At 28.9% G+C, this 22567-nt stretch carries 25 protein-coding genes; 18 read left to right on the forward strand and 7 right to left on the reverse strand.

Annotation, left to right across the window (positions count from 1 at the left end):
* The first annotated feature begins 5 nt into the window (after nucleotides 1–5).
* From L8U00_RS00330 to L8U00_RS00400, 15 genes are all read left to right on the forward strand, one after another.
* Nucleotides 6–512 carry a DUF3972 domain-containing protein gene (locus L8U00_RS00330; protein ID WP_039668539.1) on the forward strand — a complete coding sequence of 169 codons (507 nt, stop codon included), beginning with the start codon at nucleotides 6–8 and terminating at the stop codon, nucleotides 510–512.
* Nucleotides 509–1369 carry a glycine--tRNA ligase subunit alpha gene (gene glyQ, locus L8U00_RS00335; protein ID WP_039668538.1) on the forward strand — a complete coding sequence of 287 codons (861 nt, stop codon included), beginning with the start codon at nucleotides 509–511 and terminating at the stop codon, nucleotides 1367–1369. Before L8U00_RS00330 ends, glyQ begins: the two co-directional genes overlap by 4 nt.
* Nucleotides 1359–2084 carry a Nif3-like dinuclear metal center hexameric protein gene (locus tag L8U00_RS00340; RefSeq protein WP_263678743.1) on the forward strand — a complete coding sequence of 242 codons (726 nt, stop codon included), beginning with the start codon at nucleotides 1359–1361 and terminating at the stop codon, nucleotides 2082–2084. The genes glyQ and L8U00_RS00340 overlap by 11 nt, the downstream gene beginning before the upstream one ends.
* An 11-nt stretch (nucleotides 2085–2095) precedes the next feature.
* A complete protein-coding gene (locus tag L8U00_RS00345) occupies nucleotides 2096–2815 on the forward strand; it encodes a zinc ribbon domain-containing protein (RefSeq protein WP_263708115.1) in 720 nt (239 codons plus the stop codon).
* Nucleotides 2812–3996 carry a lipid IV(A) 3-deoxy-D-manno-octulosonic acid transferase gene (gene waaA, locus L8U00_RS00350; RefSeq protein WP_263708116.1) on the forward strand — a complete coding sequence of 395 codons (1185 nt, stop codon included), beginning with the start codon at nucleotides 2812–2814 and terminating at the stop codon, nucleotides 3994–3996. Before L8U00_RS00345 ends, waaA begins: the two co-directional genes overlap by 4 nt.
* A complete protein-coding gene (locus tag L8U00_RS00355) occupies nucleotides 3977–4729 on the forward strand; it encodes a pseudouridine synthase family protein (RefSeq protein ID WP_263708117.1) in 753 nt (250 codons plus the stop codon). Before waaA ends, L8U00_RS00355 begins: the two co-directional genes overlap by 20 nt.
* Nucleotides 4730–4793: 64 nt before the next feature.
* Nucleotides 4794–6131, forward strand: a complete 1338-nt coding sequence (gene ffh / locus L8U00_RS00360) for a signal recognition particle protein (protein WP_263708118.1) — start codon at nucleotides 4794–4796, stop codon at nucleotides 6129–6131.
* Between the two features lie 71 nt (nucleotides 6132–6202).
* On the forward strand, nucleotides 6203–6430 hold the full coding sequence (gene rpsP / locus L8U00_RS00365; protein WP_012661702.1) for a 30S ribosomal protein S16: 228 nt from the start codon (nucleotides 6203–6205) through the stop codon (nucleotides 6428–6430).
* Nucleotides 6431–6432: 2 nt separating this feature from the next.
* Entirely contained in the window at nucleotides 6433–6678 is a 246-nt protein-coding gene (locus L8U00_RS00370) for a KH domain-containing protein (protein WP_012661701.1), read from the forward strand.
* On the forward strand, nucleotides 6668–7192 hold the full coding sequence (rimM, locus tag L8U00_RS00375) for a ribosome maturation factor RimM (protein ID WP_263708119.1): 525 nt from the start codon (nucleotides 6668–6670) through the stop codon (nucleotides 7190–7192). Before L8U00_RS00370 ends, rimM begins: the two co-directional genes overlap by 11 nt.
* Nucleotides 7189–7893 carry a tRNA (guanosine(37)-N1)-methyltransferase TrmD gene (gene trmD, locus L8U00_RS00380; RefSeq protein ID WP_263708120.1) on the forward strand — a complete coding sequence of 235 codons (705 nt, stop codon included), beginning with the start codon at nucleotides 7189–7191 and terminating at the stop codon, nucleotides 7891–7893. The genes rimM and trmD overlap by 4 nt, the downstream gene beginning before the upstream one ends.
* Before the next feature lie 11 nt (nucleotides 7894–7904).
* Nucleotides 7905–8261 carry a 50S ribosomal protein L19 gene (rplS, locus tag L8U00_RS00385; protein WP_012661698.1) on the forward strand — a complete coding sequence of 119 codons (357 nt, stop codon included), beginning with the start codon at nucleotides 7905–7907 and terminating at the stop codon, nucleotides 8259–8261.
* A 2-nt stretch (nucleotides 8262–8263) separates the two neighbouring features.
* A complete protein-coding gene (locus L8U00_RS00390) occupies nucleotides 8264–8617 on the forward strand; it encodes a cupin domain-containing protein (protein ID WP_263674636.1) in 354 nt (117 codons plus the stop codon).
* A 52-nt stretch (nucleotides 8618–8669) separates the two neighbouring features.
* Complete coding sequence (locus tag L8U00_RS00395; protein WP_263708121.1) at nucleotides 8670–10010, forward strand: class II 3-deoxy-7-phosphoheptulonate synthase; 1341 nt, start codon at nucleotides 8670–8672, stop codon at nucleotides 10008–10010.
* A complete protein-coding gene (locus tag L8U00_RS00400; RefSeq protein ID WP_263708122.1) occupies nucleotides 10004–10333 on the forward strand; it encodes a Spx/MgsR family RNA polymerase-binding regulatory protein in 330 nt (109 codons plus the stop codon). Before L8U00_RS00395 ends, L8U00_RS00400 begins: the two co-directional genes overlap by 7 nt.
* Here the strand turns inward: L8U00_RS00400 and L8U00_RS00405 are convergent, their stop codons facing one another.
* From L8U00_RS00405 to fliP, 7 genes are read right to left on the reverse strand one after another with little or no spacing between them, the layout of a single operon-like run.
* A complete protein-coding gene (locus L8U00_RS00405; RefSeq protein ID WP_263708123.1) occupies nucleotides 10334–13348 on the reverse strand; it encodes an efflux RND transporter permease subunit in 3015 nt (1004 codons plus the stop codon).
* A gap of 2 nt (nucleotides 13349–13350) precedes the next feature.
* Nucleotides 13351–14091 (reverse strand): efflux RND transporter periplasmic adaptor subunit, encoded by a 741-nt coding sequence (locus L8U00_RS00410; RefSeq protein WP_257938476.1) that lies wholly within the window; start codon nucleotides 14089–14091, stop codon nucleotides 13351–13353.
* A complete protein-coding gene (locus L8U00_RS00415) occupies nucleotides 14088–15344 on the reverse strand; it encodes a TolC family protein (RefSeq protein ID WP_263708124.1) in 1257 nt (418 codons plus the stop codon). Before L8U00_RS00415 ends, L8U00_RS00410 begins: the two co-directional genes overlap by 4 nt.
* Before the next feature lie 35 nt (nucleotides 15345–15379).
* Nucleotides 15380–15952 carry an anthranilate synthase component II gene (locus tag L8U00_RS00420; RefSeq protein WP_263708125.1) on the reverse strand — a complete coding sequence of 191 codons (573 nt, stop codon included), beginning with the start codon at nucleotides 15950–15952 and terminating at the stop codon, nucleotides 15380–15382.
* Nucleotides 15949–17697, reverse strand: a complete 1749-nt coding sequence (locus L8U00_RS00425; protein WP_263708126.1) for a bifunctional chorismate-binding protein/class IV aminotransferase — start codon at nucleotides 17695–17697, stop codon at nucleotides 15949–15951. The genes L8U00_RS00420 and L8U00_RS00425 overlap by 4 nt, the downstream gene beginning before the upstream one ends.
* Before the next feature lie 8 nt (nucleotides 17698–17705).
* Complete coding sequence (locus tag L8U00_RS00430; protein ID WP_263708127.1) at nucleotides 17706–18617, reverse strand: AEC family transporter; 912 nt, start codon at nucleotides 18615–18617, stop codon at nucleotides 17706–17708.
* A gap of 9 nt (nucleotides 18618–18626) precedes the next feature.
* A complete protein-coding gene (fliP, locus tag L8U00_RS00435; RefSeq protein ID WP_263708217.1) occupies nucleotides 18627–19364 on the reverse strand; it encodes a flagellar type III secretion system pore protein FliP in 738 nt (245 codons plus the stop codon).
* Nucleotides 19365–19497: 133 nt separating this feature from the next.
* Between fliP and glmU the strand changes: the two genes are divergently transcribed.
* From glmU to L8U00_RS00450, 3 genes are read left to right on the forward strand one after another with little or no spacing between them, the layout of a single operon-like run.
* Nucleotides 19498–20790, forward strand: coding sequence for a bifunctional UDP-N-acetylglucosamine diphosphorylase/glucosamine-1-phosphate N-acetyltransferase GlmU (gene glmU / locus L8U00_RS00440; protein ID WP_263708128.1), 1293 nt, complete (start codon nucleotides 19498–19500; stop codon nucleotides 20788–20790).
* Complete coding sequence (gene coaBC, locus L8U00_RS00445) at nucleotides 20787–21950, forward strand: bifunctional phosphopantothenoylcysteine decarboxylase/phosphopantothenate--cysteine ligase CoaBC (protein WP_263708129.1); 1164 nt, start codon at nucleotides 20787–20789, stop codon at nucleotides 21948–21950. The genes glmU and coaBC overlap by 4 nt, the downstream gene beginning before the upstream one ends.
* Nucleotides 21947–22567 (forward strand): hypothetical protein, encoded by a 621-nt coding sequence (locus L8U00_RS00450; RefSeq protein WP_263708130.1) that lies wholly within the window; start codon nucleotides 21947–21949, stop codon nucleotides 22565–22567. Before coaBC ends, L8U00_RS00450 begins: the two co-directional genes overlap by 4 nt.

Consider the following 22567-nt stretch of genomic DNA (forward strand, 5'->3'; position numbering starts at 1 on the left):
TATTTATGCAAACTTACTTGAAGTTAAAAGAATTTTGTCAATTAGTGCATTTATCTGAAGATGTTGTAAAAGGAATGATGGCAAATGGTGCTTTAAATTTCAAAGAAGAAGAGGGTGAAATTTATATTGAGGCTAATCAAGGAACATTTAGTGTGGTTCCAACAAGCTCAAAGCAACCTGCTATGGTAAATTCTATGACTTTAGCAGGAGAAAGTTTTGTAGAAAAAACCATAGGAACTATTTTAAACTTACACGAAAAAGTTCTTGATGCTAAAGATGAGACCTTAGAAGCTTTAAAGGGTGAGAATAAATTTTTAAAAGATGCTCTTTATTCTATGCAAGAACTTTATGATGAAGATAGAAAAACCATAGAAAATCTTAACGAGCAACTCAAATATGCGCGCAATGAAGTGGAATTTCTAAAAAGAAAATATAAAATGATGTGGAATAAAACAGTAGAACTATATGCGAATTCACCTGAAAAGCCAGAAGAAATAAAGGAAGAAAAATGACTTTTTCTCAAATGATATTAAATTTACAAGAATTTTGGCAAAAGCAAGGTTGTGCTATTATGCAACCTTATGATTTTCCAGCAGGTGCAGGGACTTTTCACCCTGCAACTTTTTTAAGAAGTTTGGGTAAAAAACCTTGGGCAGCTGCTTATGTAGCACCAAGTAGAAGACCAACTGATGGAAGATATGGTGAAAATCCTAATAGACTAGGTGCTTATTATCAATTTCAAGTTTTGATTAAACCAAGCCCTGATAACATCCAAGAATTATATTTAAAAAGTTTAGAAAATTTAGGTTTTGATTTAAAATCACATGATATTCGTTTTGTTGAGGATAACTGGGAGAGTCCAAGTTTAGGTGCTTGGGGTCTGGGTTGGGAAGTTTGGCTTGATGGCATGGAAGTAACACAATTTACTTATTTTCAACAAGTTGGCGGTATAAGCGTAGATTTAGTAAGTGCTGAAATTACCTATGGCTTAGAAAGACTTGCAATGTATTTGCAAGATGTAGATAATGTATATGACATAGTTTGGAATGAATTTAACGGTGAAAAAATTACTTATAAAGATGTTCATAAGCAAGGTGAGTTTGAATTTAGTAAATATAATTTTGAAGTAAGTGATGTTAAAACTTTAAATGTGCAATTTGAAAATGCCTATAATGAGTGTAAAAATGCATTAGAAGCAAAGCTTGCTTTACCCGCGTATGATTATTGTATGTTAGCAGCGCACACTTTTAATTTGCTTGATGCAAGAGGAGCTATTTCAGTAACTCAAAGACAAGATTTTATGCTTAAAATTAGAGAATTATCTAAAAATTGTGCTTTGGTGTATAAAGAAAGTTTAGATGAAAATTAAAGAAATTTATGATTATTTGGATACTATTAGCCCATTTAGTACGCAAAGTTCATGGGATAATAGTGGCCTATTACTTGGAACTTTAGATCAAGAAATAAATCAAATTTATCTTGCTCTTGATGTGGATATGCATTTAATTGAAAATGCACGTGAAAATTCACTTTTTATAGTTCATCATCCTTTGATTTTTAAAGGTTTAAAAAACTTAAGCGGGGTGTTTTATCCGCAAAATATTCTTACTAAAATGATACAAAAAAACATAGCTTTAATTGCTATGCACACGAATTTTGACTTAAGTCATTTAAATGCTTATTTCGCTCGTGAAATTTTAGGTTTTAAGATTAAAGAACAAAATGAGTTTTTAATTTATTGTGATGTTGATTTTAAATTTAGTGATTTAATTAATCATGTGAAAAAAAGTTTAAAGCTTGATTGTATAAGAGTTGTAAATGCAGGTAATGAGAAAATTAAAACTTTAGCAATATGTACAGGCAGTGGAGGAGATTTAATTTCTAGTATTAAGGCAGATTGCTTTTTAAGTGGAGATTTTAAATATCATCAAGCTTTGGAAAGTTATCATAATAAACTTAGTTTGATTGATATAGGACACTATGAAAGCGAATCTTGTTTTGGTAAAATTTTAGCAAAAGATTTGCAAAAATTTCATTTAGAAGTTATAATATCAGTTTCAAAAAATCCATTTCAATATTTTTAAGGAAAATTTCAATGAGTAAATATTTAGAACAACTTATAGCTTTATCGCAAATTGATAAAGAACTTGATGGTTTTGCAAATAAAGTAGAAGATGCTACAAAAGATTTAAAAGAAAAACGCAATTTACTTGATAAAACAGAAGAAGAAATTGCAGGTTTTGAGAAAGATATTAAAGATATAGAAAATCAAAAAATTCAAAACAACAATCATATTGCAGAATTTGGTGTAAAAATAAAAGAAATAGCCAAAAAAAGTGCAGCGGTAAAAACCGAAAAAGAAGCAAATGCTTTAAAAATTGAAGAGGATATAGCCAAAGAACAACTTGATGCAGCAAATGAAGAAATTGAAAGATTGGATAAAATTTTAGAAAATAAAGAAAAGTTTATACAAGAATTGCAAGCTAAAAGAAGCGAACTTGAAAATGAAGTGGATCAAATCGATGCTCAAACTAAAACTGTTTTAGTGGATATTGAAAAAGAAAAATTACAAATTTATGACAAAAAGGTAAAATTAGTAGGTGAAATAAACCAAAAAGTTTTAACTTTTTATGAAAAAATTAGAAAATGGGCGGGAAATACTGCGGTAGTTCCTGTAAAAAAACATGCTTGTTATGGCTGTTTTATGAGAATTTATGATAAAACTTATTTGGCTGTTTTAAAAGGTGATGAAATCATAACTTGCCCACATTGTGGAAGAATTTTATACAAAGAAAAAGAAGAAAATCAAAATTGATTTTTTTTTATTATATTTTTGCTGTGATTATATATATAATTGCAGCTCCTTTTTTATTGATTTTAAGTTTTTGTAAGGAAAAGTATAAAATATCATTAAAATCAAGATTCTTTCTTTACAAAAATTTAAGGCAAAAACAAGGTGACGTGTATTTTCATGCTTGTTCTTTTGGTGAAATTAAAAGCCTTATTCCTTTAATAAAACTTTTTCCAACTTGTAAAATTTCAATCATAACTCAAACTGGTTTTAGTGAAGCTTTAAAATATTCTAAAAAAGTAAATTTTTTCCCTTTTGAGATTTTTGTACCTTTTTGGATGAGACCTTGTAAAGTTTTGGTTATTTTTGAAGCAGAGCTTTGGCTTATGCTTGTGTTTATGGCTAAGTTTTATAATGCAAAAGTTGTTTTATTAAATGCTAGAATTAGCGATAGATCTTTAAAAAACTATAAGCGTTTTAGCTTTTTTTATCGTTTGATTTTTAAATATATTGATGTTGTGTTTGCGCAAAGTCAAAAAGACAAAGAAAGATTAGAATGCTTGGGCGCTAAAAATGTTATAGCATATAAAAATATCAAAGCTAATATAAAACAAGAACAAGTGAAAAACTATTCCAAGCCCAAAGCTAGGATTATTATATTTGCTAGTACACATGAAAATGAAGAACGATTATTACTTAATGAAATTAATTTAGAAGAAAACGATAAATTGATTATCGCCCCAAGACATCCAGAGCGTTTTGGCGAGGTTGAGGGAATTTTAAAAGATTTTTGTCAAAAAAACCACTATAATATGCAAAAATTTTCAGACTTTACTCTAAGCGAAAATAATTTTGCAAATTTTTTTAATGCCAAATGTTTATTGCTAGATACTTTAGGTGAGCTAGAAAGTTTTTATAAGATTAGTGATGTGGTTTTTTTATGCGGCTCTTTTGTAGATAATATAGGTGGGCATAATCCTATAGAGGCAGCTAGATGGAATAATGTTATTATCTCAGGGAAATATTATTTTAATCAAGAAAGTTTATATCAAGAAGTTGATGGTTTGTATATTTGTGAAAGTGCAAAAGATATAAATGTTTTTTTAAAGCAAAAATTACCACAAGTACAACTTAAAGAACAAAGTGATTTAAATGAAATTATATTAAGTATAAAAGAAGGTTTAGATGCAAGAAAAAGCTTATAAATTGCTTGCAATGCAAGAAAAAATTTCTAATAACGCAGCAAAGGATTTGATTGACAAAGGCTGTGTTTTTGCTATGGGTAAAAAGGTTGTTATAGCTAGGGCTTTAATGAGTTCTAAAACAAGATTTGTTGTGCAAAAAATAAAAAAAGCAAAAATACTTTTTGAAGATGATAAAATCATAGCTTTAAATAAGCCTTATGGAGAGATTAGTGAGAATTTAGAAGGTATTTATAATGCTAAATTAATCAATAGACTTGATAAGGAAACAAGTGGAGTTTTACTTTTAAGTAAAGATGAGGAATTTAGACTAAAATGCATTCAAGAATACAAAAAACAAAATGTTTATAAAAGTTATTTAGCTATTGTTGATGGGGTGATTGCTGAAGAACTTGAAATTTGTGAAAAAATAACTACTATAAAAAATAAATCTGGAGCCTTTAGTAAAATCGATAAATTTGGCTTAGAAGCTCATACTCAAGTTATACCTTTAATGGTAAATGCTAAAAAAACCTTAATAAAAGCAGTCATTAAAACAGGTAGAACACATCAAATTAGAGTACATTTAAATCATATAAAACATGGTATTATAGGTGATGAAAAATATGCAAAAATTAGTTCATCAAGAATGTATTTACACTCTTATGAAACGCATATTTTTGATTATCAATTTAAAGCCTTACTTGATGAGAGCTTCAATGCTTATGGTTTTGAAATAAAAAATTTAAATTTTTAAAGGCGTTTAAAGCTAAAAGGGTTTATAATTTAGCTTTTTAAAATTTTAATAAAGGGAAAATAAAGTGTTTGAAATAGTTAGTGAGTCATTTAAATCCGCGGTTAATAAACTTCGTTTTGTTGATGATGAAAAAGCTTTAAAAAATGCTCTTGACACTTTAAAAAAAGCCCTTTTAAAAGCAGATGTACATCATAAAGTTACTAAAGAATTACTTACTTTAGTAGAAAATGATGTAAAAACTAATGGTATAGGTCAAAAACAATTTTTAGACTCAATTAAGAAAAATTTAGAAGAAATTCTTAGTGTTAAAGGTAAAAATCAAGGTTTTGTATTTGCTAGTAAGCCGCCTACGGTTGTTTTGATGTGCGGTTTACAAGGTGGTGGTAAAACTACTACTACGGTAAAAATTGCTAATTACTTAAAACTAAGAAATAAAAAAGTACTAATTGCTGCATGTGATTTGCAAAGATTAGCTGCAGTAGAACAGCTAAGACAACTCACTCAAGCTAATGAGCTTGATTTATTTTTTATAGAAAATGAAAGTAATCCTTTAAATGTAGCTAAACAAGCTTTAGAAAAAGCAAAAAATTCTATGTATGATGTTTTGCTTGTAGATACTGCCGGCCGTTTGGCGATCGATACGGCTTTGATGAATGAGCTTAAAGAAGTAAAAGCTATTTTAAATCCTGATGAAGTATTTTATGTAGCTGATGCTATGAGTGGTCAAGATGGAGTTAAAACAGCAAGTAGTTTTAATGAGGCTTTAGAAATTACAGGGGTTATTTTAAGTAAATTTGATGCAGATACTAAAGGTGGTGTTGCGCTAGGCATAGCAAAACAAATTGGTGTACCTTTGAGATTTATTGGTGTTGGTGAGAAAGTAGCTGATTTAGAAGTATTTATCCCTGATAGAATTGTTAATCGTATCATGGGCGAGGGTGATTTAGCGACTTTGGCTGAAAAAACTGCAGCCATTATTGATGAAAAAGAAGCAAAAAAACTAAATAAGAAAATTAAAAAAGGTGAATTTAATTTTAATGACTTTTTAAATCAAATGGAAAGCGTTAAAAAACTTGGTAGTATGAAATCAATCATTGGTATGATACCTGGTTTATCATCTATGGCAGCAAATATTAAAGATATTGATTTGGATAATTCTAAAGAAATTATTCATATTAAGGCAATGATTTCATCAATGACGCCAAAAGAAAGAGAAAATCCTGATTTGTTAAACAATACAAGAAAGCGTCGTATCGCAGAGGGGGCTGGTTTATCTCAAATAGAAGTAAATCGCTTTTTAAAACAATTTAGCAATGCAGCTAAGTTGGCAAAGAAATTTTCAAACAAAAAAGGAATGGAAAACTTTATGAATATGTTGCAACAAGCTAAAAGACCGCAATAATTAAAGCTTTTTTATGGATATATGAGTTAAAATATCTATAACAAAATTTTAATTTTTTTAGGAGTATTAAAATGACAGTAATCAGACTTACAAAAATGGGACGTAAAAAAAGACCATTTTATCGTATAGTTGTAACTGATAGCAGAAAAAGACGTGATGGTAGTTGGATAGAAAGCATTGGATATTATAATCCTATGGTTGAACCTGAAGTGGTAAAATTTGATGCTGAGCGTTTAGCTTATTGGAAAAGCGTAGGTGCTAAATTAAGCGATAGAGTAGCAGCTATTACAAGCAAATAAAAATGGTTGAAAATTTTTTAAGAGAATACGCAAAATTAATTGTTGATTTTCCTGAAAAAGTTGATATACAAAGACAAAATTTAGAAAATAATTTTGCTGAAATTATCATTTATGTCGATCCATCTGATACTGGTAAGTTGATCGGAAAAAATGGAAAATTAATCAACGCAATAAAAACAGTCATTATGGCTTATAAAGTTAAAGATGCAACTTCATATCGTATAACGGTAAAAGCTATTGAAGAATGATTTAGTCCAAGTTGCTAAACTTGGGAAAAGTGTTGGTTTGAAAGGTTATGTAAAATTACATAATCTTAGTGATTTTTATGAGCAGTTTAAAATAGGTGCTAAATTTTTTGATATTAATCAAAAAATTTACACCATAAAAGCTTTTGATAAAACTAGATCTTTAGTTTTATTTGAAGGTTTTGAGAGTGTTGAGACTGCCAAAACCTTAACTAATATTACTCTTTTTCAAACTATTGAAGCTACAAAAGAAACTTGTAAATTAAAAAAAGATGAGTATTTTTATTTTGATATAATTGGATGTGATGTTTTTGAAAATGAGCAAAAATTAGGTGTAGTTGAAGACATTTTAGAAAATGGAGTAGGATTTTTATTTTGTATAAAATGCGATGAAAAACTGCAGACAAAGGTTAAAAACTTTTATATTCCTTATGTTGATAAATATATTCAAAAAATTGATGTAGAAAATAAAAAGATATTTACACAATCTGCTTTAGATATTTTAGAAAATTCATGAAATATACTTTTGTAAGTTTATTCCCAGAGCTTATTGAACCTTATTTTCAAACTTCTATTTTAGCAAGAGCAAAAGAAAAAGGGATATTAGAGTTTGCATTTGTTAACCCTAGAAATTTTACCACAAACAAGCACTTTAAAGTAGATGATTATAAAATAGGAGGAGGCGCAGGGCTTTTGTTGCAAGCTCAGCCTTTGTATGATTGCTTAAGGCATATTAAAAAGCAAGATAAAAATGTTCATTTTGTTTTTCTTTTGCCTTGCGCTAAGACTTTTAAACAAACTGATGCTAAAAGATTAAGTAAGAAAGATCATATTTGCTTTGTAAGCAGTAGATATGAGGGTTTGGATGAGCGCATTGTGGAAGAATTTGCTAATGAGGTATTTTCTATAGGTGATTTTATACTTACAGGTGGAGAGTTAGCGTCTTTGGTGATATGTGATGCTATTAGCAGAAATATTCAAGATGTTCTTGGGAATAGTGAAAGCTTAAGTGAAGAAAGTTTTGAAAATGACTTATTAGAAGCCCCATCATTTTCTAAGCCTTTTGTTTTTGAAAAGGAAAATAAAAAATTTTATGTGCCTTCAGAGTTTTTAAAGGGAAATCACGCTAAAATCACAGCTTTAAAAACTACTTTGGCGTCTTGCAAAACGAAATATTTTCGTCCTGATTTGTATCAAAAGCATGAACGCAAATTTTAAGGAATATCGTTATGAAAAATAAATACATTGAGCAATTTGAGCAAAAACAAATTGAAGGTAAAAATGTTCCAGAATTTCGTGCTGGAGATACTTTAAGACTTGCTATTCGCATTAAAGAAGGCGATAAAACAAGAATTCAAAATTTTGAAGGTATTTGTATAGCACGTAGAGGAAATGGTGTAGATGAAACTTTCATCGTACGTAAAATTGGCGCTAATAATGTAGGCGTTGAAAGAATTTTCCCTATTTATAGTGAAAGTTTAGAAAGTATTACAGTATTAAGAAGAGGTCGCGTACGCCGTGCTAGATTATTCTACCTAAGAGATAGAAGAGGTAAGGCTGCTCGTATTAAAGAACTTAAAAAATAAAAGTGAAATTTAGAACTCAAATATATGAAGTAATTTCTTGGGAGCAAGAAATTCAAAACGGCATTAATATATCTAAGAAAATAGAAAATGCTTATGCTAAAGAAATCTGCATAACTATGTCAAAAGATAGCTTTATGAAAGATCATAAAGCACCTTTTGATATTACCATACAAGTATTAAAAGGCTCCATTGATTTTGGAGTTTTAAACCAAAAAATTCTACTTAAAACGCTAGATAGTATAAGTTTAAAAGCTCATGAGATTCATAATCTTTTAGCACTAGAAGATTCTATAGTGCGCTTAACTTTGTATAAGCAAGATAGTCTTGAACGCGTTGAAAGTGTTTTAAAATCTTAATTTAAGCCTCATTTTGTATAATTTTAGCTTACTAAAATTAGGAAGTTAAGCTATGAAATGGACTAAAAATTCTTGGAAAAATTATAAAATTCAGCAACAGCCACAATATCCTGATGAAAATGAATTACAAGATGTTGTTAGAAAATTAGAAAACTTACCACCGCTTGTTTTTGCAGGTGAGGTGGATAAATTAAAAAAATCCCTTGCTAATGTTGTAAATTCACAAGCATTTTTACTTCAAGGAGGAGATTGTGCGGAGAGTTTTGTAAATTTTGGCGCTGATAATATAAGAGATATGTTTAAAGTTATGCTTCAAATGGCTATAGTGCTTACTTTTGCAGGATCTTGTCCCATCGTTAAAGTAGGGCGCGTTGCGGGACAATTTGCAAAGCCAAGAAGTAGTGATTTTGAAGAAATTGAAGGAGTAAAGCTTCCAAGTTATCGCGGGGATATTATTAATGGTTTTGAATTTAATGAAAAATCAAGAATAGCTGATCCTAAAAGAATGCTAGAAGCATATTATCAAAGTGCTACAACTTTAAATTTATTAAGAGCTTTTTCAAGAGGCGGTTTAGCGGATTTAAGAGTGGTGCATAAGTGGAATTTGGGTTTTTTAAAAAAGGCAGAGCTTGGGAGAAAATATGATGAACTTAGCGAAAAAATCACTCAAGCTTTAGCTTTTATGCAAGCTTGTGGTATCACTGATACTCCAAATCTTTCTCAAACAGCCTTTTATACTTCTCATGAAGCCTTGCTTTTACCTTATGAGGAAGCTTTAACTAGGGTAGATAGTTTAAGCGGGGAAATTTATGATTGTTCAGCACATATGCTTTGGATAGGTGAGCGTACTAGAAAAGCAGATGAAGCGCATGTGCATTTTTTAAGCGGTGTGAAAAATCCACTTGGTGTTAAACTTAGTGCTAATTATGATTTAGATGAGATTAAAAAGCTAGTAAGTATTTTAAATCCGCATAATGAAGCAGGAAGATTAAATTTCATCATCCGTATGGGATGTGATAAGATAGAAAATGCCTTGCCAAAATTATTTAAAGAGTTAAAACAAGAAGGATTTAATATACTTTATAGCATAGATCCTATGCATGCAAATACGGTTAAATCGGGCAATTTTAAAACAAGAGAATTTGATAAAATCATCCAAGAAGTGCGTGCGTTTTTTGAAATAGCTATGAGTGAGAGCGTATATCCTGGTGGGGTACATTTGGAAATGACAGGGCAAAATGTAACAGAATGTGTAGGAGGCTCTTTAAATATCACTCAAGAAGAGCTTTCTAAACGCTATGAAACACAATGTGATCCAAGATTAAATGCTGACCAAGCTTTAGAATTAGCATTTATCATAGCAGACTTAGTTAAAAAGGCAAGAAAATGTTAAAATTTTATGGTATTAAAAATTGTAATAGTGTTAAAAAGGCTATGGATTATTTAAATTCTAAGAAAATTGAATTTGAATTTTTAAACATTAAAAAGCTAGATGAAGAAACTTTAAATTTTTGGCTTAGCAAAAGAAGCATTTTAGAACTTGTTAATACAGCAGGTATGAGTGCTAGAAAATTAGGCTTAAGTAAAGAAAAACTTCAAAATTTAAGCCAAGATGAGATTAAAGCGATGATTTTACAAAATCCAACGCTTATAAAACGCCCATTAATTGTAAAAGATGATGAAGTTTTTATAGCTAAAGAATACGAGAGTTTTTAATTAAATTTTTTCTCTTTGGTAGATTTTTTTAATTTTCACATCTAAATTATGAGCAAATTTAAATAAAGCTGGCACTACTAAAAGTGTAAGTAAGGTTGAGCTAATAAGACCAAATATAATAGCAATGGCCATAGGAGAATTTCCTTCAAAGCCAGAACCCCTTGAAAGTGCCAGTGGAAGCATGGAAAAAATCATCGCAAAAGTTGTCATTAAAATAGCTCTTAAACGACTTTTTCCTGCATAAATTAGCGCTTTTTCTACTTCCATATCTTCATCGCATTTTTTATTAGCTACATCTACTAATAATATAGCATTTTTTCCTACCATTCCAAAAAGCAAAATAATAGCTACAAGTACAAATAAAGAAAAGTGATTTCCTGTGATAAAAATTCCAAAACAAGCTCCACCAAAAGCCAAAGGCATGCTTATCATGATGATTAAAGGAAGTATTAAACTTGAATACAAAGAAGCAAGGATTAAATAAATCAAAATCATCCCCAAAGATATAGAAAACAAAAACCCACTAATGGTATCATCTAAAAAGTCCAAAAAACCAGAATAAGCAAAAGATAGGTTATTTTTTCCTAAAATATAAGCTAAATTGGACTCAAAAATTTTTCTTACTTCACCTAAAGAAATGTTTTCTATGCTTGAAGTGAGTTTTATACTAGTAGTTTTATTGTGTCTGTTAATCAAAGAAAGATCTTTTTTATAAGAAAAGCTAGCAATACTAGCAAGTTTTATACTTTCATTGTTATGATTTTTAAGTTCTATTAGCTCTAAACTAGTTGGATTTTGCTTAAAAGCTTCATCAAAGCTAAGGATAATTTCATCTTTAAAATTTTTATAATCCATATTTCCAATACTTAAATTTCCAAAGGAATAAGCCAAGACATAAGCAAGTTCTTGAGGGTTAATACCAAGTTTGGCAGCTTTTTCTCTATTGATATTAATAGCAATTTCTTCTTTTAAATCCCCTTCATTATCATCTATAGCAACAAAGCCTTCGTGTTTTGAAAACACTTCTTTCATTCTATTAATAGCTTCTTTTATTAGCTTTAAATCATCACCTAAAATTTGAATTTGAACTGGATCTTCAATGCCTGCTCCTTCTATTTTAGGGAGTTCTAAAACTTTTATTTTTAAGTCTTCATAGGAGTTTAATTTTTCTTGAAAAAGGCTAATAAGCTTAGGTTGTCTGAATTTTCTTTCATTTAAAGGTTTTAATTTTACATAAATTTTTGCTTTTTTAATTTCTTTTGCGTCATTATATCCTATAAGTAAATATGCATAAGCAACACTTGGATCTTGCTTTATATTTTCATATACTTTTAAACTTTTTTCTTTCATAGCTTCTAAAGATAAGTCGTTTTTGCTTTCTAATAAAATTTGTATTTCACTATCTTCTTCTATAGGTAGAAAATCCAAGCCTATTTTAGGAGCTAAAGAAAAACATAAAATAATTACAACAAGCGTTGATAGGATAAATTTAATTTTATTAGCTAAAACTTTATAAAGTAGCTTTTCATAAAATAAGTCAAGTTTTATAAATAAAAATTCACTTTTTTTATAAAATGTGCTTTCGCTAGTATTTAAAAATCTAGCACTTAAGGTAGGTATTAAAAATACACTTACAAGATAGCTTATAATCACACCAGAAGCAACGCTAGTAGCTAATACATTAAAAAATAAACCAGGAACTGAATTCATATAAGCAATAGGTATAAACACACACAATAAAACCGCACTAATGCTTAAAACGCTAAAGCCTATTTCTTTGATCCCTTCAAATGAAGCTTGTAAAGGAGGGAGTGTTTTTGCTTTTTTGGCTATACTTTCAATAATAACTATAGCATCATCTATAAAAATTCCTATACTTAAAGTAAGAGCTATGATGGTTAAGCGATTAATATCATAACCTAAAAGATTAATGAGAAAAAAACTAGAAATAATTGAAGTTGGTAAAACAATAAAAGCTAAAATAGTCGTACTGATATTTCTTAAAAATACATACACTATTAAAAGTGTCAAAATCACGCCAAAAACCATATCAAAAATAACTTGATTGATATGTTTTAAGATATTTTGGCTTTTATCATAAACTATTTTAATTTCTATCTCATTGCCTACTATTGTTTGTAATGTTTTTAAAGAATTTTTGATATTTTCTATAACTTTTAAGGAGTTATAACCAGAAATTTTATTAAGCTCAAGTAATACCCCATCTTTTGTATCAAGCATTGCAAACTGCTTTTGATCTTCTAAGCCATAGCTAATATTTGCTATGTCTTTTAAAAATATTCCACTAAAAATGCGTATATTTTCTAACTCTTTTAAATTTTGTGCTTCAAAATATCCTTTGATGGTGAAATTATCTTTTGAATTTTCAAACTCACCTAGATATTGTTTAAAATTATGACTTTGGATGATTTTAGCTACATCAAGTGCATTAATGTGATATTTTTGCAAGGCATTAGGCAGGAGTTTGATTTGAACTTGTGGTTTTAAAAAGGCTATATCATTGATCGTTCCAACTCCTGAAATTTTTTGTAAAAATGGTTTTATATCATTGTCAATCTTACGCATAAGTTTTAAATGATCTTTGGAGCTTAAAAATAATGATACAACAGATCCTGCATCAGGGGATATTTTTTCTAAGGTTGGCTTTGCTGGAAGATTAATAGTATTAAGTTTATCTCTAATATCATTTGCAGCTACTTCTAAGTTTTTGCCTAATTCAAATTCAACAACAGAAATAGAAAAATTATTATAACTTGTAGAATTGATATTTTTTATCCCTTGTACATCTGAAATTGCATTTTCTATTTCTTTGGTTATTTTAGATTCTATGAATTTTAAATCTCCATTAGCGGTGGTGGTGATTTTAATCAAAGGAATATCTACTTTTGGATAAAGATTAATAGGCATACTAAAAATAGAAAAAGTACCAAAAATCACCAAAGCGATAAAAAACATCAAAACAGCAATAGGATTATTAATAGCAAAACGATACAAGATTAATCCTTGGTGATGATTTTTCCTTCTCCAAAAGAACCTGGAGTAAAGTTTAAGGCCTCAACTTCTGCATAAATTTTTCGTGTTTTTATGTCTATACTTGGATAAATAAGTGTGATTTTGCCTTGATATTCTTTTTCATTTGAGTCTATTTTATAAATAAAAATATCATCGATTTTTACCTTGTCTTTAAATTTTTCATCAAAACTTAAAAGCAATTTTACTTTTGGATAAGAAAAAAAATCAAATAAAACATGAGAAATTCCCCTAGCTCCATCGCCTATGTCGATATATTTGTTAGAAATAATCCCATCATAAGGTGCTTTTAGGGTTTTTTTATCGATTAAGTCTTTGTAATGTTGTATATTTAAAAAGGCTTTTTGTTGCAAGCTTTGTGCTTTTTGAAACTCAAATAAAACATTTTCATAACTTTGCTTATCTATAACTTCTTGTACCTTTTTAAATTTTTCTAAAGAACTTTTAGCATGTTCTAGTGCAAGAGTGGCAAGTTTGTATTCATTTTGTGCCAATTTTAAGGCTATTTGCTCACTAGAATCTTCAAGTTTAAGTAAAACTTGATCTTTTTTTACCTTATCATTAACATTCACATAAATTGCTTTAACTATACCAGCACTTTGCAAGGATAATTTTGATTGATTTTGTGCAAGCACATCAAAACTAGCATAAATTTCTTCAGCTTTTAAAGTGAGTAGAGAAAATAAAATTAAAAATACTAATTTCATTCTAAAACCTTTGTTTTTATATCAATTCCAGCTGTAAAATAATACCTTGCTTTCGTGATTTCATATTCATTTTTAGCTAGTTCAAGCTGACTTTGACTTTTGTATTTTAATTCTAATGCATTTAGGTATTCTACATATGAGTAAAGTCCTGCGGTGTATTTTTTCTCAATGGCCTCAAAAGCTAAATTAGCTGCTTTGAAACTTGCATTTAATGCTTTTATTTTAACTTTAGAAATTTCAATTTCTTGTAAAAGATTATCTAGTTCTATATCTACTTTTCTTTTAGTTTTTTCAAGCTCTAATTGAGTGATTTTACTTGTATATTTTTGAGTTTCTAGAGCTTTTTGATTAGCACCAAAATCAAAAATTTTCCACTCAAAAGCTAAAATAAAACGATTGCTTTGTCCATGTTCTTTTAAAAAGCTTTCGCTTGTTGATTTTAGCTCATGTGGTAATTTAGGATTATAGTTCATATCATAAAAACTAAAACTATTTTGTAAAAATATTTTTGGAAACAACTCAGCTCTAGCAGAGTCTATTTTTAAATTTTCTAAATTTAATTTTTCTTGCATAAGGGCTATTTCATAGCTTTTGTTTTTTTCTGCACTTGGTTCTTGTAAAATATTTTGAAAAGAAGGCGTAAAATGCGTTTTGCTAAGATTATAAATTTCATTTTTTAATTCATATAGTTTTAATTCATTCTGAGCTAATTCATAAGAACTTAACTCAAATTTTGCTCTTATGCTCTCAAGCTCACTTTGGCTAGCAAGTCCAGCTTGGTAAAAATTTTCTAAGCGCTTGAGTTGATTTTGCAGAGTGATTTCTTTTTGTTTATCACTTGCTATAATACTTTCTAAACTAAGATAGTTAAAATACAAAACACTAGCACTAAGCGCCATATAATTTGCCATGTTTTCTTTTTCAAGATGAGCAAGTTGTTTTAGACTTTGCATGCTAGCGATTTTTGCTTCTCTATTACCCCCATCAAAAAGTAAAAATTTAAGCGAAAGAGTACTCATTAGACTTTCTTGAGGTTCTATGATAAAGCGATCTTTGTTTGAGCCAAGATAAGAAACACCTAAATGTAAACTTGGCAAATAAGCATTTTGCACGCTTTCTTGTTCTAAAATACTTTTTGAAAATTGGAGTTGTTTTTGTAAGTAATTTTCATTGTTTAAACTTAAATCTATAAATTCTTTAAGATTATTAGCTAGCAAAAATAAGGGCAAGAAAAGTAAATATAAAATTTTCATTTTTAAACTTTTTGTTTTATTATAGAAAATATAACTTAAAGTAATGATAAAGCAAGAAAATTTTTAAGTAGCTTTTTGCCATTTTGACTTAGTATGGCTTCAGGATGAAATTGAACTCCATAAATGTCGTATTTTTTATGTTTTAAAGCCATGATGATATTATCTTCACTTTGGGCTAAAATTTCACATTTTTTACCTATATGGCTAACATAAAGAGAGTGATATAAACAAATTTTAAAATTTTGTTCAAGATTTTTAAAAAGTGGGTTTGGTTTAAATTTTATAGTTTTTACCTTACCATGAGTTGGATTTGGAAGTTTAGAAATTTTACCACCAAAAACATGTGCTATGCATTGGTGTCCTAGACAAATTCCAAGAATTTTTTTATCTTTTTTAAAATATTTTACAGCTTTTAAGCTTAACTTTGATTCTTTTGGAGAATTTGGTCCAGGGGAGATTAAAAGATGGGTAAAATCATATTTTTTAAGCTTTTTTGGATTTTTAAATTTATCGTTTTTGATGATTTTATAAGCAATATTTAATTCTTTTAAATAAAAGGCTATGGTATAGGTAAAAGAATCATAATTATCTATAATCAAAACTCTCACAAAAACACCCTTTTTAGGCCTCTTAAAGAATTAATAGCATAAATTTCTTTAGCATTTAAAAGCTCATTTTTAGTGATATCTTTTTCTTTGATGAGCTTGTGTTTTAAGAGTGCTTGTCTATAAATGCCATTGAGACAGTTTTTAGCATAAGGAGTAAAATACTCATCATTTAATTTTATAATAATATTAGTTCTTGAACCCTCACAAAGTATGCCTTTTTCATCAAAAAAAACTATGTCATAGCAAATATTTTCCTTCCATAGATGAGAATTTGCTTCATATAAATTACGCAGAGAAGTTTTATGGTGTGTTAAAAGATTTACTTTTACGGTGTTTTTACTTATGAGTAGTTTTTTGCTTGAATTTTCTTGCATATTGCTAAAATCAAACTCATAAAGGCCATTTTTGAAAAGTTTTAATTTAATAGCTTTTGAACCTTTTTGAGTAAAATTACTTTTTGTAAAAAAATGATGATGGTTGAAAACAAAATTATTGAAATTTTGTAAAGATTTAAAATGGAATTTTTTATCTTTACTCTCTAGTATATTTTTAAAATTATGTATTAATCTTTGAGTATCAAAGCCAAAAAATTTAGCTGAGTTTAAAATTCTTTGTAAATGTTCTTTGAAAAATAAAATAGAATGATTTTTATAATACATTGTTTCAAACAAGTAAAAGTTAGGTTCTAAAATTTTGCTTTTTAGCTTTAATTCTTCAAATTCATCTTGTTTTTGCGAGTCCCATACAAGCCCACTTCCCACACCATATCTTAAAAAATCATCATTATTTTTTTTCTCTAAAGTGCGTATGGCTACGCTAAATTTTGCTTTGTTTTTATGGATTAAACCTATAGCTCCACAATAAATCCCGCGTTTTCTTTGCTCTAAATTTTCTATGAGTTTAATGGTTTCTATTTTGGGTGCGCCTGTGATAGATCCACATGGAAAAAGGGCTTTGAAAATTTTAAAATAATCATTTTTTGGCTTTAATTTTCCGCTTATTTTTGAAATGAGTTGGTGTAAGGTAGGATAGGTTTTAACCTTAAAAAGTTCGCATTTTAAAGAATGTTTTTTGATGAGTTTTGAAATATCATTGCGTAATAAATCAACTATCATTACATTTTCGCTAATGGTTTTTTCATCGCATTTTAAAAAGTTTTTTAGAATTTCATCTTCTTTTGGATTATTTGAGCGTTTGATTGTGCCTTTCATGGGTTTTGTGATGATTTTTTTATTTTTGATTTTAAAAAAAAGCTCAGGTGAAAATGAAGCTAGTTCTAAAAATTCATTTTTCATATAAGCCTTATAAGGGGTATTTTGTTTAGGATAAAGGCTTAAAAAACTCTCATACACATTAAGATTTGATTGTAAATGTAATTCTTGAGTGAGATTAACTTGATAACTTTGACCTTTAGCTATAGCATCTTTAACTTTGTCAAAGTTTTCAAAATATTTTTCTTGATTTAAATTAGATGAAAAGTTTGGGTAAAAGTCTAAATTTTTTTCTTCACTTATAAAGATTTTTCTTGTTTTAAAAGCAAAAAAATATAAAAAAGGCTCTTTGCTTTTATAATTTTTATCATCTAGATATTTATAAAATTCATATTGAATATAACCTAAAAAATAATATTGACTTTTATATTTTTCTATAGCTTTAAAAGCTTTTTTACTTTCTTTTTGAGTATAGGCTTTAAGGGTAAAGGCAAGATCATCATAAAGATATTTTCCAAATATAGCAAATGCCATTTATATCCTTAGCTTAAAAAATATACCCAAATAGGTAAAGAAATAAAGGCAAAAACTATACCAAAAGCTACAGAACTAACCGCTAAATTCGTATCAAGTTTTGCTTTCATAATCATAGCTGCAACCATTGTCATAGTAGGCATAGCTGATTCAAGTAAAGCGATGATAGAGCTAGGGTTTAATTTGAAATTTAAAAGCTTTAAAAGCACTAAAAAGATTAAAGGTGTGAGTATCATTTTGCCAAAAATGACTATTATAGTTGCTTTATAGGAAGTTTTTATACTTAAAAAGCCTAAATTTAAACCTATGGCAAAAAGCGCTATAGGTGTGGCACTAGCTCCAAGCATACGCAAAGGTTCAAAGATAAAATCAGGAAGTGTAGCAAACTTAAAACAAAGTCCTAAAATCAAAGCAACAAAAGGTGGAAAAGTAAAAACTTTTTTAAGATTTTGTAAAAAGCTTACCTTTTGCTCACTAGCTAAAGATATGATAAAGGGAGCAAGCAGTGCCACTGGCAAAGAAGTAGCAAGAGCATCATAAAGGATAATCTCTCCCAAAAAATGAGGATCTTGATAAATTCCACTAATAATAGGTATACCTACAAATAAAGTATTTCCAAAGCTAGAAAGTAAAAAAATACTTACAAGAGTGCTTTTGCTAAATTTAAAACAAAGAGCTAAAAATACACAACATAATGCTGAAAAAATAGCACAGCCCAACCCAAGCAATATAATAACAATCAAAGAAAAATCAAAATTTAAATGATAAGCACGCTCAAAAATCAAGCAAGGCAATGCAAAAATAATAGCAAAATCTAAAAAAGCACGCGCTTGTTTTTGTTTTAAAATTTTGATTTTTTTAGCAAAATATCCACCAAAAAGCAAACAAAATATACTAAATAAGGAAGAAAAAATATACATTTTATTCTGCTAAGTTAAAAAGCTTTTGACTAAATTTTGTATGAGTAAATTCCATCCATCTACAAGCACAAATATCAAAAGTTTAAAAGGCATAGAAATCATAACAGGAGGTAGCATCATCATACCCATAGCCATTAATACCGAGCTTACCACCATATCAATAACCAAAAATGGCAAGAAAAGTAAAAAGCCTATTTCAAAAGCAGTTTTAAGCTCGCTTATCATAAAGGCCGGCACTAAAACTGTTAAAGGCACATCATCTATGGTTTTTGGATTTTCTAAATTTCTAATCCTATAAAAAAGCGCTAAGTCTTTTTCCCTAGTGTTTTTTAGCATAAAATCTTTAAAAGGCTTAACGCCTTTAGCAAAAGCTTCTTCATAACCTATTTGTTCAGCGATATAGGGCTTTATACCTTCATTATATGATTTTGTAGCCACAGGCTCCATAATGAAAAAAGTTAAAATCAAAGCTAAGGTAACCAAGATAGTATTTGGTGGCATAGTTTGAGTACCAAGGGCTGTTCTTAAAAAAGAAAATACTACAACAAGTCTTAAAAATGAAGTCATTACAAAAACAATGGTAGGCGCAAGAGCTAGTATGGTTAAAACTATAACTATATTTAGGGTTGTTACGAGTTGTTGTGGGCTATTTGGAGCACTAAGGCTTAAATTTACAGTTGGTATGGTTGCTTCAGCACCTAAAAGAGCCAAGTTTGATAAAAATAAAGCTAGTAAAACCCTCAAAATATTTCCTTGGTTAAAATTAAAAGCGTCATTTTAGCAATTTTACTCTTAAAAGAATAAAAATGATTTTATAAAAATAAGAATTTTTACTTTAGCTTGTTAAAATAAGCAATAATTTTTAAAACAAAGGTAAATTATGAAAATTTCTGTGCTTATTTTGGCTGCTGGACTTGGCACGCGTATGAAATCACAAAATCCAAAAGTGCTTCAAAAAATTTGCTCAAAAGCAATGATTTTACATATTTTAAAACAAGCATATAAAATTAGTGATGATGTATGTGTGGTGCTTTCTCATCAAAAAGAAAAGGTTGAGCAAGTTGTTTTAGAGCATTTTCCAAATACACGCTTTTTAGAGCAAGACTTGCAAAATTTTCCAGGTACTGCAGGGGCTTTAAGGGGTTATGAGAGTAAGCATGAAAAAGTTTTGATTTTATGTGGTGATATGCCTTTAGTTAAGGCAGATGATTTAGAAAAAATAGCTTTAAATGAAAGTGATTTTAATGTGGCAGTTTTTGAGGCAAAAGATCCAAAAAGTTATGGAAGAATAGTATTAAAAGAAAATAAAATTCAAAAAATAGTAGAAACAAAAGATGCAAGCAAAGAAGAACTTGCTATAAATATTTGCAATAGTGGTGTTTATGCTATAAAAGCACAAATTTTAAAAGAAGTATTACCTCTGATAAAAAATGATAACAAAGCCAAAGAATATTATTTAACCGATGCGGTTTATTTAGCAAAAGAAAAGGGCTATGAAATCGATGCGGTGTTTGTAAATGAGCAAGATTTTATGGGGGTAAATGATAAAATTGAGCTTTGTCTAGCTCAAGATCTTATGCAAGAAGCGATTAAAAAAGAATGGATGAGGCAAGGCGTGATTTTTCACATGCCTGTGACGACTTTTATTTCAGATGAGGTTGAGTTTGTAGGTGAGTGTGAAGTATATGAAAATGTGCGTATAGAAGGAAAATCAAAAATCATTAATTCTATCATTAAAAGTTCAAGTGTGATTGAAGATAGTATAGTGGAAAATAGCGATGTAGGGCCTTTGGCGCATTTGCGTCCAAAATGTCAGCTTAAAAATACCCATATAGGAAATTTCGTAGAATGTAAAAATGCTTTATTAAATGGAATTAAGGCAGGACATTTGAGTTATTTAGGAGATTGTGAAATAGATGAGGGAACTAATATAGGTTGTGGTACTATCACTTGTAATTATGATGGGGTTAAAAAACACAAAACTAAAATAGGTAAAAATGTTTTTGTAGGTTCAGATACACAATTTATCGCTCCGGTTGAGATAAAAGATGAGGTAATCATCGCAGCAGGAAGTACTGTGTGTAAGGATGTAGAAAAAGGCTCTTTACATATCAATAGAGCAAAAGTGCAAATCATAGAAGATTTTTACTATAAAAAATTAGGTAAAAAATGAAAACAATCTTACTAGCAGTAAGTGGAAGTATAGCCTTTTATAAAGCTTATGAGCTTATTTCTTTATTAAAAAAAGAAGGTTTTAGGGTTAAAGTTTTGCTAAGTTTGGGAGTTTTAAAATTTGGCACTAAGCTTAGCTTTGAAGCTTTAGCGGATGAAATTTTATGTGAAGATAACGAAAGTTGGCAAAATACTAATAATCATATAGCTTTTAGTAAGACTTGTGATTGTGTGCTTTTTGCGCCTGCTAGTATAAATTCTATCAATAAATTAAACCATGGTATAGCAGATAATTTATTTATTCAAACTTTAATAGCAGTGGATAAAAATAAACCATTTTTAATCGCACCTGCTGCAAATACAAACATGTATTTACATTTTAGCACTCAAAATTCTTTAAAAAATTTAAAAGAACAAGGTTATATTATCATTGATCCTGTAGTAAAAACTCTAGCTTGTAAAGATGAGGGTTTGGGAGCTTTGGCTGAGCTTGATAGTATTATAAATGCTTTAAAAAGAAGTCTAATGCAGGAAGATTTTTTTAAAGATAAAAGTTTTATTGTAAGTGGTGGCGGCACTAAAGAAAAAATTGATGATGTAAGATGTATTAGTAATTTTTCAAGTGGAAAAATGGCAAAGGCGGTTGCCGATGCCTTGTATTTTTTAGGTGCTAAAGTAGTGTTAGTTAGCTCAGTAGAGTTTAAAACACCTTATAAATTAGAAAAATTTGAATCTTCTTTAGAATTAAAAGAAAAATTGCAAAAATACAAAGAATTTGATGCTTTAATTATGGCTGCTGCTGTGAGTGATTTTACTCTAAAAGCTTATAAGGGTAAGATTAAGAAAAATGAGCATTTAAACGGACTTGATTTAAAATTAAAGTTGAATGAAGACATCTTAAAAAATTTAGATTTTAAAGGTAAAAAAATAGGCTTTAAGATGGAATTTGATGCGCAAAATGCTTTAGAAAATGCTAAAAAATCTTTAGTTAGTAAAAATTTAGATATGGTGTGTTTAAATGTCTTAAATGAGCAAATGAACTTTGGAGGTGATGAAAATAGCATTTGTTTTATCACTAAAGATAGTATTTCTCAAAGTTCTAAACAAAGCAAAGAAAAACTTGGCTTTATTTTGGCACAAGAATTAAGGAAACTTTGGTGAATATCATCAACTCAACTTTACCTGTAAGAATGCAAATTTTGGAAAAACGTGCATATAATCGCTATGTATTGCTTTTAAACACTAAAAAGCTTGAAACAAAAAGTTTGATAGAGCTTGAAGTAGGGGAGGAGTATTTAGCTGAAGTTTATGAAGACAAAGGCGTGATTTCTTTTAAAAATCTTTTGAAAAAGCCTAAAATTAGACTTTTTGAAGAAGGGGCTGAACTTATAGAAAAGCTTTTGCAAGAAGGTGATGAAAAAGCTTGGTATAAAAAATTCATTATTCAAAGGCTTATAGAAAGTAAAAGCGCATATGAGTTTGAAATTTATAAGGAAATGTTTTTCGCATTTTTTGAAGGAATTTATCATATACCTTTTGTTTATGAGGGAAATAGGGCTTTGTTTGAAGCTAAGAAAAATGGAAATATTTTAGAGGTGTATTTGTATTTTGAAATTTTTGGTGCTTTAAAAATTATAATTGATAATGGTAAAATCACACGCATACAAACACCTTTTGCCAAAGTAGCGCATTTTTTAAATGAGTATTTTAAATTTGAAGTAGTTAATACGCTTAATCCTATGTTTGTTTTTAAAAGATTGATGGATATAAAGGGATAG

It is taken from the genome of Campylobacter sp. IFREMER_LSEM_CL2256, from assembly GCF_025771645.1.
GTDB lineage: Bacteria > Campylobacterota > Campylobacteria > Campylobacterales > Campylobacteraceae > Campylobacter_D.

What these genes read in the sequence shown, in the direction of transcription:
- rpsP (WP_012661702.1), top strand. Translation starts at nt 6,203, where the DNA reads ATGACAGTAATCAGACTTACAAAAATGGGACGTAAAAAAAGACCATTT.
- L8U00_RS00355 (WP_263708117.1), top strand. Translation starts at nt 3,977, where the DNA reads ATGCAAGAAAAAGCTTATAAATTGCTTGCAATGCAAGAAAAAATTTCT.
- glmU (WP_263708128.1), top strand. Translation starts at nt 19,498, where the DNA reads ATGAAAATTTCTGTGCTTATTTTGGCTGCTGGACTTGGCACGCGTATG.
- glyQ (WP_039668538.1), top strand. Translation starts at nt 509, where the DNA reads ATGACTTTTTCTCAAATGATATTAAATTTACAAGAATTTTGGCAAAAG.
- trmD (WP_263708120.1), top strand. Translation starts at nt 7,189, where the DNA reads ATGAAATATACTTTTGTAAGTTTATTCCCAGAGCTTATTGAACCTTAT.
- coaBC (WP_263708129.1), top strand. Translation starts at nt 20,787, where the DNA reads ATGAAAACAATCTTACTAGCAGTAAGTGGAAGTATAGCCTTTTATAAA.
- L8U00_RS00345 (WP_263708115.1), top strand. Translation starts at nt 2,096, where the DNA reads ATGAGTAAATATTTAGAACAACTTATAGCTTTATCGCAAATTGATAAA.
- L8U00_RS00370 (WP_012661701.1), top strand. Translation starts at nt 6,433, where the DNA reads ATGGTTGAAAATTTTTTAAGAGAATACGCAAAATTAATTGTTGATTTT.
- L8U00_RS00330 (WP_039668539.1), top strand. Translation starts at nt 6, where the DNA reads ATGCAAACTTACTTGAAGTTAAAAGAATTTTGTCAATTAGTGCATTTA.
- L8U00_RS00400 (WP_263708122.1), top strand. Translation starts at nt 10,004, where the DNA reads ATGTTAAAATTTTATGGTATTAAAAATTGTAATAGTGTTAAAAAGGCT.
- L8U00_RS00430 (WP_263708127.1), bottom strand. Translation starts at nt 18,617, where the DNA reads ATGTATATTTTTTCTTCCTTATTTAGTATATTTTGTTTGCTTTTTGGT.
- L8U00_RS00415 (WP_263708124.1), bottom strand. Translation starts at nt 15,344, where the DNA reads ATGAAAATTTTATATTTACTTTTCTTGCCCTTATTTTTGCTAGCTAAT.
- L8U00_RS00410 (WP_257938476.1), bottom strand. Translation starts at nt 14,091, where the DNA reads ATGAAATTAGTATTTTTAATTTTATTTTCTCTACTCACTTTAAAAGCT.
- L8U00_RS00425 (WP_263708126.1), bottom strand. Translation starts at nt 17,697, where the DNA reads ATGGCATTTGCTATATTTGGAAAATATCTTTATGATGATCTTGCCTTT.
- L8U00_RS00395 (WP_263708121.1), top strand. Translation starts at nt 8,670, where the DNA reads ATGAAATGGACTAAAAATTCTTGGAAAAATTATAAAATTCAGCAACAG.
- L8U00_RS00340 (WP_263678743.1), top strand. Translation starts at nt 1,359, where the DNA reads ATGAAAATTAAAGAAATTTATGATTATTTGGATACTATTAGCCCATTT.
- rplS (WP_012661698.1), top strand. Translation starts at nt 7,905, where the DNA reads ATGAAAAATAAATACATTGAGCAATTTGAGCAAAAACAAATTGAAGGT.